The organism is Xanthomonas sp. MLO165 (assembly GCF_018831305.1).
Lineage (GTDB): Bacteria > Pseudomonadota > Gammaproteobacteria > Xanthomonadales > Xanthomonadaceae > Xanthomonas > Xanthomonas arboricola.
This window is the reverse complement of sequence record NZ_CP029263.1, coordinates 3169350-3182731: the sequence shown is the minus strand read 5'-3', so window position 1 is coordinate 3182731 and position 13382 is coordinate 3169350. Positions and strand designations below refer to the sequence as shown.

Here is a 13382-nt window from a genome sequence, read left to right as displayed (position 1 = left end):
GTCAGGCGACATCCGCATCGCTGGGCAGTGCGTTGCCGCACAGGCGGGCGATGCGCACGGCGTGTTCGCGCCACCATTCCGACAGCATCGGCCCGGGCATCGGCGAGCCCATCAGATAGCCTTGCGCCAGGTCGCAGCCCAGCTCGCGCAGCAGGCGCCAGTCGTCCGGGGTCTCCACCCCTTCGGCCACGGCGGTGAGGTCGAGCCGGTGCGCCAGTTCCAGCGTGGATTCGAGCACGGTGCGCTGGCTGCGGCTGCGATGGGCGGCATGCACGAAGCTGCGATCGAGCTTGAGTTCGGTGAAGGGAATGCTGGCCAGGCGCTGCAGCGAGGAAAACCCCGTGCCGTAGTCGTCGATCGACAGGCCGAAACCATGCAGGCGCAGGCGCGCCAGCATGCTCAGGGCATTGGCTGGCTCGACGATGGCGCTTTCGGTGAGTTCCAGCACCAGATCGGCAGGGCTCAGGCCGTTGTCGCTCAGCTTGCCGCATAGCTGTTCGAGAAAGCCCTGCTCGCTGAGCAGGTTGGGCGACAGGTTCAAGGCCAGGCTCAGCTCGAAGCCTTCTGCGCGCCAGTCCACCAGTTGCGCAACCGCCAGGTCGATCACCTGCTGGGTCAAGGCATGGATCAGGCCTTCGCGTTCGGCCAGCGGAATGAAGCGCTCCGGCCCGATCATGTCGCCTTGCGGGCGGCGCCAGCGCGCGAGTGCTTCCACACCGCGCAGGCGGCCATCCCTGAGATCGAGTTTGGGTTGGTAGGCCACGCGGATTTCGCCGCGGCGCATGGCCCGGTCCAGCCGCGATGCCGCCGCGCCACCGCTGGACATCAGCGGCGATATCGCCGGCTGTGCAAACGCAGGCGCGTTCGTGGCCAGCCCCGGTTCGCACTCCAGCACATTGGCCAGGTCCTGCAGATGCATCGGCTTTTCGATGCCGCCGAGCACGCGCACCCCGGCGCTGCGGCTGAGCTGCATCACCGCATCGATCAGGGCGCCGCCGCGCTGCGAGACCACCACCACCGGCACGCTGTACTTGCCGCGTGCCAGTGCATCGAGCAGCTGCACGCCGTCCATGCCCGGCATTTCCAGATCGATCAGCAGCAGCGATGGTGAAATCGCACTGCCCAGCCAGGCCAGCGCGGCGTGGCCGTCGACCGCGCCGTCGACCGCGACGGCGCCGAGCTGGCGGCACAGCGCCATCGCGTGTTCGCGCTGGACCACGCTGTCGTCGACGACCAACACGGGGCCGTCCAGCGCGCAGCTGCAGGAGAGAAGGGTGGGGCGCATGGGAGTCCTTGCGTGCATGCTGGACATGTCAGGCTGCCAGCTCGGCGACAGGCAGCTGGGCGAGTGCGTCGTCGGCCAGCACCGCGTCGGCGTCGAGCAGGATCACGAAGCGCTCGCCGATCCTGGCCATCGCATGGATGCAGTCGCGTGCGATGCCGGCGCCAAAACTGGGGGCGCCGGCGATGGCGTCGGGCGCGATCTCCAGCACTTCGCTCACCGCGTCCACCAGCAGGCCGAGCACCTGATGCGTCTGGCCATGGGCAATCTCCACGATCACGATGCAACTGCGCTTGGTGATCGCGCTGGCATTGCGGCCGAAGCGTTGCTGCAGATCCACCACCGGCACCACCGCGCCGCGCAGGTTGATCACGCCGCGCAGGGCCGGCGGCATCATCGGCACATCGGTGGGCGCGCGGTATTCGATGATTTCCTTGATGCCGAGGATGCCCAGGCCGAACATCTCCGTGCCCAGCAGAAAGGTCAGGTATTGCTGCGGAGCCGTCGATGACGGCGCAACGGTGCGTGTGGTGGTGATGGCTGCGCTGTGCGGTTGCATCGTCGTTTCCTCAGAAGCTGGCGAACTGCGATTCGTCGATCGCATCGGCGGTGGTCGCCACCGCGCTGATCTGGCGCACGTTGCTGCGACGCGGCGGTGCGCTGACCGCGGTGCTGCTGCCATGCGTTGCGATCCGGCGCGGGCCAGGCTTGCTGCTGGTCGACGCCGCCGCACGCGAGCCGTTGCCGAGCCGGAAGAAGCCCATCAACTGCTGCAGCTGTTCGGCCTGTGCGCTCATTTCCTCCGAGGTGGCGGCCAGCTCTTCGGCATTGGCCGCGGCCGACTGCGTGGTCTGGTTCAACTGGCCGACGGCGGTGTTGATCTGGCTGACGCCGGCGGTCTGTTCCTCGGAGGCGGCGGCGATTTCCTGCACCAGGTCGGAGGTGCGGCGGATCGAGGGCACCATCTCGCCGAGCACGCGGCCGGCGCTTTCGGCCAGGTCCACGCTGGAGCCGGCCACCTCGCCGATCTCCTGCGCGGCGATCTGGCTGCGCTCGGCCAGCTTGCGCACTTCCGCCGCCACCACCGCAAAGCCCTTGCCGTGTTCGCCGGCACGCGCGGCCTCGATGGCGGCATTGAGCGCCAGCAGATTGGTCTGGTAGGCGATGTCGTCGATGATGCCGATCTTCTTGGCGATGTCCTTCATCGCCACCACGGTGGCGCGCACGGTGTCGCCGCCGTCGGCGGCTTCGCTGGCGGCCTTGGCGGCCATGCTGTCGGTGACGCGCGCGTTCTCGGTGTTCTGCGCGATGGAGGCGGTCATCTGTTCCAGCGAGGCGCTGGTCTCTTCCACGCCGGCAGCCTGTTCGCTGGCGGCCTGGGCCAGCGCCTGCGCGGTAGCGCTGACCTGTTCGGAGGCGCTGGCCAGGTTCTCGGCGTTGCGGTTGACCTCATCGACGATCTCGGTCAGCCGGCTCATGGTGGTGTTGACGTAGCGCTGCATGTCGGCGAACGCGCCTTCGTAGCGGCCTTCCACGGTGTGGGTGAGGTCGCCGTCGGCCATTGCGCCCATCACCTGGATCACTTCGGAAATGCTGCGCAGGTTGCCGCGCGCACGCTCCACGGTGTCGTTGATGAAGGCCTTCTTGCCCGGCAGCTGCGCCAGCGGTGCCTCGAAGTTGCCGCGGCCGAACTCGGCCACCACGCCCATCGCCAGTTTCTTGACTGCGATATGCGCGCCCACCATCTGGTTGATGCCGGTGGCCATGCTGCGGAAATCGCCGTCGAAGCGACTGCTGTCGATCACCACGTCGATGTCGCCGGCCTCGTGCTCGGCCGACATGTGGTTGATCTCGGCGATCAGGCCGGTGAGGTTGCCGCGCACCTGTTCCAGGGTTTCGTTGATGAAGCGCTTCTTGCCCGGCAGCAACGGCAGCTGCGCGGTGAAGTTGCCGCGGCCGAATTCGGCCACGCAGGCGATGGCCTGCTTCTTGACCGCGATGTGGCTGGCCACCATCGCATTGATGCCTTCGGCCATGCGGCGGAAATCGCCGCTGAAACGCTGGGTGTCGATGACCACGTCGATATCGCCGGCGTCGTGCTCGGCCGCCATGCGGTTGACCTCGGCGACCATGCCGGTGAGGTTGCCGCGGATCTGCTCGACGATCTCGTTGATGAAGGCCTTCTTGCCCGGCAGGCGTTCCAGCTCGGCGGAGAAGTTGCCGCGGCCGAACTCGGCCACGCACGCCATTGCCTGCTTCTTGACCGCGATGTGGCTGGCGACCATGCGGTTGATGCCTTCGCCCATGGTGCGGAAGTCGCCGTCGAAACGCGCCACGTCGATGCGTGCATCGATCTCGCCGGCATCGTGTTCCTGCGAGACGCGATTGATCTCCTCATTGACGTGGGCGATGTTGCCTTGCACCTTGCGCAGCGCACGCAGCACCTCGCAGGCCTGCTCATCGCGCAGCTGCGGCAAGGCGACGGCGAAGTTGCCGCGCGCGAAGGCATCCAGCGTAGTGGTGGCAAGCTGCAGCGAGCCGGTCGCGCTGCGGATCGCATGGAACAGCAACGCGCCGCTGACGAGCGCGGCCAGGACGCTGGCGGCGAGCAGGGCGCCGTGCGACAGCGTCAGCGCAAAGCCGGCGACCACCACCGCGACGGGCAAGGCGAGGGCGAGGGCGGCGGTGAACCACAACTGCGTGGCGATCGGGAGACGGTGTGACATGGCGGCAGCTTCCTGGGCTCAGGGAACAACGAATGACGCGGTGATGTGGGGAGTGCTGGTGTGGTGACTCAGGCCGCCAGGGCGTCCTGATTTGGATGCAATTGCTGCAGCAGGCTGGGCACATCGAGAATCAGCGCGACATCGCCGCTGCCCAGGATGCTCGAGCCACTGATGCCCTTGACCTGCGCGAAGACCTTGGACAACGGCTTGATCACGGTCTGCCATTCGCCCAGCAAGGTGTCCACGACCAGGCCGAAGCGCTGGGCGCCCTGGCGGATCACCACGATGCTTTCGCGCGCCGGCGTCCTGCCGCCAAGCGCGAACAGTTCGCGCAGGCGCACATACGGCAGCACGCTGCCACGTAGGTCGATGTAGTCGCTGGCGTAGTCAGGGGTGAATTCCACGCATTCCTCCACCACGTCCAGCGGCACCACGAACACCGACTTGCCGACGCCGACCTGGAAGCCGTTGATGATGGCCAGCGTCAGCGGCAGCCGCACCGAGATGGTGGTACCCACGCCGGCGCTGCTGTCGATTTCCACGGTGCCGCGCAGCGCGGTGATGTTGCGCTTGACCACATCCATGCCGACGCCGCGCCCGGACAGGTTGGTGACCTTTTCGGCGGTGGAGAACCCCGGCTCGAAGATCATCGCGAACACCTCGCGGTCGCTGAGCTGGCGGCCCGGCTCGATCAGACCGCGTTCCAGCGCCTTGGCCAGGATGCGGTCGCGGTTCAGGCCGCCGCCGTCGTCGGTGATCTGGATGACGATGCTGCCGGAGTCGTGATACGCATTGAGGCCAACGGTGCCGCGTGCGGGCTTGCCGCGCGCCACGCGCACGTCCGCCGGCTCGATGCCGTGGTCCATGGCGTTGCGCACCAGATGGGTGAGCGGGTCGCCGATCTTTTCCACCACCGACTTGTCCAGCTCGGTGTCCTCGCCGGCCACCACCAGCGCGATGTCCTTACCGAGTTCGCGCGCCACATCGTGCACCACGCGCTGGAAGCGGCTGAAGGTGCCGCCGATCTTGACCATACGCAGTTGCAGAGCGCTTTCACGCACCTCTTCCACCAGGCCGGCCAGGATCGAGGCCGATTCCAGCAACTGCGCGTCGCCGGTGCGCTGTGCGTTGGCATTGGTGCCGGCCACCGCGATGATGAGTTCGCCGACCAGATCGATCATGCGATCGAGCTTGTCGGCGTCGACGCGGATCGAGCGCGCGTCGGGGTTGCGTGCGCCGGTGTCCTGCGGCGCGCGTGCCGGCGTTGCGGCCGGCACGGCAGCCAGCGCGCCGACGACCGGCGCGGCAGCCACGACCGGCTCGCTGGCAGGCACGGCGCTGGCGTCCATCGGTGCCGGCACCGAAAGGATCTCCAGGTCGCAGTCTTCGCGCACGAACTCGAACACGTCCTCGATCGCGGCACGGTCGGCATCGCTGCGCAGCAGGATCTGGAAGCCCAGGTAATTGGCTTCCGGATCGAGCGCTTCGAAGCTCGGCAGCTGGCTGACGTCGGTGCTGATCGACTCGACCGAGCCCAGCCCGCGCAGGTTGCGGATCAGCTTGAGCGGCGAGTTGCCGTAGCGCAGCGCGTCGGCGAACAGTTTCAGCGTGATGCGCCAGTAACCGCTCTGTTTTTCCGGGGTGCTGTGCTGGATGGCGGAGGCGGTGACACCGCATGCGCTGGCCTGCAGGTAGGTCTGCAGTTGTGCCAGCAGGGGGCGGCCTCTGCCGCCAGTGCGTCGGCATCGGCGTGAGCGGGGTCGGCGGCGGTTTCCACCAGGGCATGGATATGGTCGCAGCACACCAGCAGCAGCGCGATCAGTTCCGAACTCAGCGTCAGCGCGTCGTCGCGCACCAGGTCCAGCACGCTTTCCACGACATGGGTGAAGCCGACCAGCTGCGGCAGATCGAACAGGCCGCCCGAGCCCTTGATGGTGTGCGCCGCACGGAAGATCGCGTTGACCGCATCCGGCGAGGACTCGCCACGCTCGGCTTCGAGCAGGTGACGTTCCATGTCTTCGAGCAGGTCCCGGCTCTCGGCCAGGAAGGTCTGCATCAGCTGGTTCATATCCATACGCGTTGCCGGTCCCTTAGTGAATGCGTTCGCCGATACCCGCAACCGCATGTGGGTACAAGGCTTCGAGCAGGCCGAGCAGTTCGATCACATCGACCACCGCGCGGCTGGAATCGGTCAGCGAAAACGGCCGGCCGTCGGCCTGGATCGCCTGCTTGGTCGCCAGCAGCAACTGCAGGCCGGTGGTGTCGATCTCGCTGACCGCGCCCAGGTCCAGGTGCAACCCGCCCGGATGCAGCAAGGCCGGCTGCAGCAGCGGCTTGAGTTCGGCAGCGCGACGGATGGTCATCTCGCCTTCCAGGGCGAGCGTCAGCGGCGCGGGTAGATCGGACAGTGGCGTGTTCATGGATGCCTCAAGCGATGCGGTGGCGCACGGATGCGTGCCTGACGCGGAAAAGGTCGCTCCGGCGCGGGGTCGCATGGGCAGCTCTGCACACGGCGATCACGTCGGTCCATGCAGGTATCGGCGCGCGGCAGGAATATTTAGGCCAAATTCACCGCGGTGACGGATTTGCGAAATCCATCACTTCCCGCGTATTAACTGCTCAGCTTTGTCGCAAGCAGACTCAGGAAGCCGGTGTCCCGGACAATCGTGCAGGACACCGCGCTACCTTTCAGCCGACTTCTTCACTCGCTGCGTCGGGCGCATGTGCGTGACCGCAGCGGGGAACACGCATGAAACAGGCAACATGGGACCGCGCCGGCATCGTCTGCGGCGTTGGGCGTTAGTGAAAATGCCGCATCGGCTTGGATTCGCAGCGGCCCCTGCCTGCGACGCGCTCGACGCATCCTTGCGTCCTGCACGGTCCAGCACGCTGCGTAAAGCAGGCGCAACCGCCCGGCGCGCGTTTCTACCTGGGTGCGAGCATCGTCAGCAGGCCGCGTGCGGCGTTGAAACGGTCCGCGCCTTCCGGCAGCGGCAGCTTGATGCGCAGTTTGTCCGGGCCGTCCATGGTGTAGATCTTGGGCTGCTTCTGGATCATCTGGATCACCGCGACCGGGTCGATCGCCGGTTTTGCCTCGAAGACCAGCCGGCCGCCGTTCTCGCCCAGGTCCAGCTTGCGCACACCCAGCGCGTTGGCCTGCAGCTTGAGCTCGGCAATCGCGAACAGGTGCTTGACCGGGTCCGGCAGCAGGCCGAAGCGGTCGATCATCTCCACCTGCAATTCGCGCAGCGCATCGGCATCGCGTGCGCTGGAGATGCGCTTGTACAGCGTCAGGCGCGTGTGCACGTCGGGCAGGTAATCCTCGGGAATCAGCGCGGCCACATGCAGCTCGACCTCGGCGCCGCGGACCTCCTCGCCGGCATCCAGGTCCGGCAGCTTGCCCTGGCGGATGCTGCGCACCGCGCGTTCCAGCAGCTCGGTATACAGGCTGAAACCGACCTCGGCCATCTGCCCGCTCTGGTCTTCGCCCAGCAGCTCGCCGGCACCGCGGATTTCCAGATCGTGGGTGGCCAGGGTGAAGCCGGCGCCGAGCTCGTCCATGGAGGCGATCGCCTCCAGGCGCTTTTCCGCATCGGCGGTCATCGAGCGACGATCCGGCACCACCAGGTACGCATAGGCGCGGTGATGCGAGCGGCCGACGCGGCCGCGCAGCTGGTGCAACTGCGCCAGGCCGAAGCGGTCGGCGCGGTTGATGATGATGGTGTTGGCATTGGGGATGTCGATGCCCGATTCGATGATCGTGGTCGACAGCAGCACATTGAAGCGCTGCTTCTGGAAGTCGAGCATCACCCGCTCCAGCTCGCGCTCGGGCATCTGCCCATGCGCGATACCGATGCGCGCCTCCGGCACCAGTTCGGACAGCTCGCGCTGCATGCGCACGATGCTTTCCACATCGTTGTGCAGGAAGTACAGCTGCCCGCCGCGACTGAGCTCGCGCTGGAAGGCCTCGCGCAGCAGCGCGTTGTCCCAGGCGGTGATGAAGGTCTGCACCGCCAGCCGGTTCGGCGGCGGGGTGGCGATGATCGACAGGTCGCGCAGCCCGGCCATGGCCATGTTGAGCGTGCGCGGGATGGGGGTCGCGGTGAGCGTGAGCAGATGCACGTTGGCGCGCATCGCCTTGAGCGCTTCCTTCTGCCGCACGCCGAAGCGCTGCTCTTCGTCGACCACGACCAGGCCCAGGTCCTTGAACTTGACGTCCGGCTGCAGCAGCCGGTGCGTGCCGATGATGACGTCGATCTCGCCGCTGGCGACCTTCTCCAGCTCGGCCTTGATCTCCTTGGTGCTCTTGAAGCGCGACAGCACTTCCACCTTCATCGGGTAATCGGCGAAGCGGTCGCGGAAGTTGCGGTAATGCTGCTCGGCCAGCAGCGTGGTCGGCACCAGCACGGCGACCTGCTTGCCGGCGCTGGCGGCGGCAAATGCGGCGCGCACGGCCACCTCGGTCTTGCCGAAGCCGACGTCGCCGCAGACCACGCGATCCATCGGCTGGCTGCTGCCCAGATCGCGCAGCGTCGCATCGATGGCCGCCAGCTGGTCGCCGGTTTCCTCGAACGGAAAGCCGGCCGCGAACGGTTCGTACATCGCCCGGTCCACCTGCAGCGCCAGGCCGGCACGCGCACGTCGGCGGGCCTGGATTTCCAGCAGTTCGGCCGCCACGTCGCGGACCTTTTCGGCCGCCTTGCGCTTGGCCTTGGTCCATTGCTCGCCGCCCAGCGAATGCAGCGGCGCGGTCTCGGCCGAGGCGCCGGAATAGCGGCTGATCAGATGCAACTGCGCCACCGGCACATACAGCCGGTCGCCCTTGGCATATTCGATTTCCAGGAACTCGCCGGGCATGCCGCCGGCGTCGAGCACGATCAGACCGCGGTAGCGGCCCACACCGTGGTCCTCGTGCACGATCGGCGCGCCTTCGGACAGCTCGCCCAGATCGCGGATGATCGCTTCCGGCTCACGCCCGACCCGGCGGCTGCGGCGCGGCTGGTTGGCGCGCTCGGGAAACAGCTGGCGCTCGGTCAGCACCGCAATCTGCGGGGCGTCCAGCGCAAAGCCGTCTTCCAGCGGCGCCACGGTGATACCGAAGCGCAGCTTGGGCGCGGCCAGGAAGGCGGGCAGGTCGGCGACCACCTCCGGCTTCAGCTGCGCGGCGGCCAGCACTTCCATCAAGGCTTCGCGCCGGCCCGCGGTATCGGCGGCCACCAGCACGCGGCCGGGGTAATGGCTCAGGAACGAGGCCAGCGCCTGACCGGCCGGGGCGTCTTTTGCCGCCACCGGCAGCGGCGGCAACGGCTGGTCGCCCAGGGCGGCGGCCTCGTCGATGCGCGGATGGTCGCTGGCCCAGACTTCGATGCGCGCCAGCTTGTTGAGCCGCTCGCGCAGTGCATCCGGCGACTGATACAACTCGTCCGGTGTCAGCAGCGGGCGCTCCACATCGTGGCGGCGTTGCTCGTAGCGGTCCTGCGCCTGCGCCCAGAACGTGTCCGCCGCATTGGAAACGCCGGTGGCGACCAGCGGCAGCACGCGCTTGTCCAGATAATCGAACAAGGTGGCGGTCTTGCTGAAGAACATCGGTAGGTAATACTCCACCCCCGACGGCGCCAGCCCCGACTTCAGATCCTGGTACAGCGCGCTGCGCCGGGTATCCACGTCGAAACGCTCGCGCAGGCAGGCCAGCACACGTTCGACGCTAGCATCGTCCATCGGCACTTCGCGGCCGGGCAGCAGCTTGACGGCCTCGACCTTGTCCAGCGAGCGCTGCGATTCCGGGTCGAAGGCGCGGATCGAGTCGATATCCTCGTCCAGCAACTCGATCCGCAACGGCGTGGCTTCGCCCATCGGGAACACGTCGAGCAGGCCGCCGCGCACTGCAAAATCGCCCGGGTCCATCACCTGCGGCACGTTGCGGTAGCCGGCGCTTTCCAGACGGCGTTTTTCCGCATCTAGATCCAGCCGCTGGCCGACCTTGAGATCGAAACTACCGCCGACGATGTAGCTCAGCGGTGCCAGCTGCTGCATCAGCGTCTGCACCGGCACGATCACCACGCCACGGGTCAGTGCGGGCAGCCGATGCAGTGCGGCCAGGCGTTGGCTGATGATCTCCGGGTGCGGGCTGAACTGGTCGTAGGGCAGGGTTTCCCAATCGGGAAACGGCACCACCGGCAGCGTCGCATGCTCGCCGAGCAAGGCATGCAGATCCGCCTCGATCTGATGCGCACTCTGGTTGTCGCGGGCGATCACCAGCAGCGGGCCGGCATGCGCCTCGGCGGCGCGGGCGATCGACCAGGCCAGCGCAGTCGGCGAAGACGGAGCGCGCCAATATGCGCGGAGCTGGCCGGACTTGGGCAGCGGCGGAGAGGGGAAGGTGGTTGGCGACGGCATCAGCCGGCAATTTTATCAGAGCACCCACCACGGCCGGTCCATCCGGCGTGAAAGCCGGCGTCGGGCCACCTGCGCCGCCTTGGTCGGACGTGCGGCGCTCTCGGCATCTACATACCGACCATCCCGACAGATCAACAACCAAAGCCAGGTGAGTCGGGGGTGCGGCGCCCTCACCGCTCGCGGGACACGCCGTGAATCCGTCCGTGGAGGCTCGGTGGCAGCATCCATGCCGCCACACGGTCCCGCAATCGGCGAGGACACCGCCCCAGACAGTTGGTCGGTTGTTTGAAAAGCTGGTCCGCTGCACTGGCTTTCTTGCGAAAACGAGCGGACGCGTTCTTGCCTGAGACCGTGCTGCTTGCACTATGCGGACCGACCATCGCGACAGGTCCTTGCCCGCTCACCGTCGCGGGACCTTGAGCGGCATGGATGCCGCGCCAGAGCCTACAAGGACGTACTTGCGGCGTGTCCTGCGATGGTGGGCGGGCAAGGGCCCTGCAGCCAAGCGACAGATCAACAACCAAAGCCAGGTGAGTCAAGGGCGCGGCGGCCCTCCCAATCCCGAATCCCGAATCCCAGCCCCTCAGGCATCCAGCTCGAGAACCATCCGCACCAACTCCGGCGACTCCGGATGCGGCTGTGGCTTGAAGCCCAGCGACTCGGCCAGCTGCAGCATCGGCACATTGCTTTGCAGCACGTCGCCGAACAGGCAATCCAGGTATTTGCGCCGTGCCCACTTGACCAGCTTGCGCATCAGCTGCCGTCCCAGGCCCTGGCCGGCGACGAAGCTGCTGACCAGGATGGTGTACTCGGCCTGGCGGGTGCCCGGCACCAGCGCCGCGCGCGCCACCGCACCTACCAGGGCTTCGCCCGGGGGCAGCTGTTCGGCGGCCACCAGCACGATTTCGCTCTTGGGGTTGGGATGGGTCAGGCGCTGCACCATCTCCGGGGTGATTTCGGCGGAGGAACGCACGAAGCGCGCGCGGATTTCCTCCGGCCCCAACAGGCTGAAAGCACCCTGCAGCGGCGGACCGTCCTCGGGACGGATCGGACGGAGCAGGAGTGTGCGGCCATTGGGCAGACTGAAGTTTTCATGCCAGGGAGGCATGCGATTGCGAATGGCCATGACCGGTGTTCCTTAAAGATCGGAAGATTCTGGCACCCGCCCAGCGCACAACCGTGAATGAATCCGGTGCGCCGCTGGGGGTCGTCAGGGGGTGGCAGTGCTTCCCTCATCACTGTACCGAGCGATACCGTGATCCAGTCGTGAGTATGCAGCCGCGTTCGCCAGCGCGAGCAGGCGCCCGGTACAGGCAACTCAGGCGTCCTGGCGCAGCCACTCCAGCCGGGTCGAGGCACCTGCCTCGCCCAGGTGCTGCTTCAGCACCGGCAGCGCGGGTGCCAGCACCTGGTCGAACTGCCATGGCGCATTGACGATCAGCAGCCCGCTGCCGGTCAGGCGCAGCGGCGAGTCGTCCGGGCGCACCTGCAGCTCGGCCACCAGCACCGACTTGGCCGGCAGCGTGGCCGCCTTGCGCATGAACGGCTGCAGGCTGCGCCGCAGCTTGATCGGGTACCACACCATGCAGATCGCCTGTGGCCAGCGCGCCAGGGTCTCACGCACGCTGTGGATGACCTGCGGGTACTCGGCTTCCTGCGCCTCGTATGGCGGGTCGATCAGCACCAGCCCGCGGCCGATCTTGGTCTCGCCCGCGCGCGGCGGCACGAAGGCGCGAATCGCCTCGTAGCCATCGCCGGCATGCACGCGCACGCGGCTGTCCCTGGCGAACAGACGCTTGAGCGCCTCGGCCTCTTCCGGCTGCAACTCGCAGAACGCCATGCGGTCCTGTTCGCGCAGCGCCTGCGCCGCCAGCAACGGCGAGCCGGGGTAATGGTTGATCTGGATGCCGGCGGTGGGGCGCGCCGGCTTCTGGCCGGGCGTGGCCGGGCGGGCGACGGTGTGGTTGTCGGCCTGTACCGCGCGCAGATAGCGTTCGACCACCTCGGGCAGGGTCGACTCGGCCATCAGCCGCATCACCCCGGCATCGGCCTCGTTGGTCTTGCGGCTTTCCTCGCCGCCGAGCTGGTAGCGCCCGCGGCCGGCGTGGGTGTCGAGCACGAAGAACGGCGTGTCCTTGCGCTTGAGGGTGTCGATCAGCGCCAGCAAGGCGATGTGCTTGAGCACGTCGGCATGGTTGCCGGCATGGAAGGCGTGGCGATAGTTCATCGCGGCAGTGTACGGGCCGCGCCAGCATGCGGCTATGCTGCGCGCCATGTCCGAGTCCCCCGCCCGCGTGCTCGTCGTCGAAGACGAAGCCGCCATTGCCGATACCGTGCTGTACGCGCTGCGCAGCGAAGGCTACGCGCCCGAACACTGCCTGCTGGGCCGTGACGCATTGGCGCGCCTGCGTGCCGACCCGGCCGATGTGGTGGTGCTGGACGTGGGCCTGCCGGATATCAACGGCTTCGAGGTGTGCCGCACGCTGCGCGGGTTCAGCGACGTGCCGGTGATCTTCCTGACCGCGCGCAACGACGAGATCGACCGCGTGCTCGGCTTCGAACTGGGCGCCGACGACTACATGGCCAAGCCGTTCTCCCCGCGCGAGCTGGTGGCGCGGGTGCGCGCGCGGCTGCGTCGTCGCCATGCGGCCGCCGTGGCGGAGCCGGGCTGGCAGCCGCATGGCGCGTTTGCGATCGACCGCGAGGGCAGCCGCATCCGCTACGGCGATGCGCTGCTGCCGCTGACCCGCTACGAGTACGCGCTGCTGTCGGCGCTGTTGCAGCGCCCCGGCGCGATCCTGAGCCGCGCACAGCTGATGGACCGCGGCTGGGACGCCAGCGCCGACAGCGCAGACCGCACCGTGGACACCCATATCAAGACGCTGCGCGGCAAGCTGCGCCAGGCCGGCGTGCCGGCCGACCCGATCCGCACCCACCGTGGCCTCGGCTACGCGCTGGAGCTGTAGCCATGGCCACGC

Annotated in this window: 8 protein-coding genes and 1 pseudogene; 1 reads left to right on the top strand and 8 read right to left on the bottom strand. The window is 67.5% G+C overall.

Going from position 1 to position 13382, the window contains the following annotated elements:
- Position 1: 1 nt before the first annotated feature.
- The 8 genes and pseudogenes from DGN21_RS13385 to rlmJ form a co-directional block, all read right to left on the bottom strand.
- The gene (locus tag DGN21_RS13385; RefSeq protein WP_039519918.1) at positions 2 to 1285 is read right to left on the bottom strand and encodes an EAL domain-containing response regulator; all 1284 of its coding nucleotides are present in this window, start codon (positions 1283 to 1285) and stop codon (positions 2 to 4) included.
- A 28-nt stretch (positions 1286 to 1313) separates the two neighbouring features.
- On the bottom strand, positions 1314 to 1841 hold the full coding sequence (locus DGN21_RS13380) for a chemotaxis protein CheW (protein WP_126965893.1): 528 nt from the start codon (positions 1839 to 1841) through the stop codon (positions 1314 to 1316).
- Positions 1842 to 1851: 10 nt separating this feature from the next.
- Positions 1852 to 4008 carry a methyl-accepting chemotaxis protein gene (locus DGN21_RS13375; protein ID WP_160954506.1) on the bottom strand — a complete coding sequence of 719 codons (2157 nt, stop codon included), beginning with the start codon at positions 4006 to 4008 and terminating at the stop codon, positions 1852 to 1854.
- A 68-nt stretch (positions 4009 to 4076) separates the two neighbouring features.
- Positions 4077 to 6082: pseudogene (locus tag DGN21_RS20200) on the bottom strand (chemotaxis protein CheA).
- 16 nt (positions 6083 to 6098) lie between these two features.
- The gene (locus DGN21_RS13360) at positions 6099 to 6428 is read right to left on the bottom strand and encodes an STAS domain-containing protein (protein WP_016905011.1); all 330 of its coding nucleotides are present in this window, start codon (positions 6426 to 6428) and stop codon (positions 6099 to 6101) included.
- 505 nt (positions 6429 to 6933) lie between these two features.
- Positions 6934 to 10404 (bottom strand): transcription-repair coupling factor, encoded by a 3471-nt coding sequence (gene mfd / locus DGN21_RS13355; protein WP_126965896.1) that lies wholly within the window; start codon positions 10402 to 10404, stop codon positions 6934 to 6936.
- Between the two features lie 583 nt (positions 10405 to 10987).
- Complete coding sequence (locus DGN21_RS13350; RefSeq protein ID WP_039526258.1) at positions 10988 to 11530, bottom strand: GNAT family N-acetyltransferase; 543 nt, start codon at positions 11528 to 11530, stop codon at positions 10988 to 10990.
- Between the two features lie 192 nt (positions 11531 to 11722).
- Positions 11723 to 12631 (bottom strand): 23S rRNA (adenine(2030)-N(6))-methyltransferase RlmJ, encoded by a 909-nt coding sequence (gene rlmJ, locus DGN21_RS13345; protein WP_016902309.1) that lies wholly within the window; start codon positions 12629 to 12631, stop codon positions 11723 to 11725.
- Between the two features lie 34 nt (positions 12632 to 12665).
- On the opposite strand from rlmJ, the gene creB reads away from it, so the two are divergent.
- Positions 12666 to 13370 carry a two-component system response regulator CreB gene (gene creB, locus DGN21_RS13340; protein ID WP_016902310.1) on the top strand — a complete coding sequence of 235 codons (705 nt, stop codon included), beginning with the start codon at positions 12666 to 12668 and terminating at the stop codon, positions 13368 to 13370.
- The last annotated feature ends 12 nt before the right edge of the window (positions 13371 to 13382 follow it).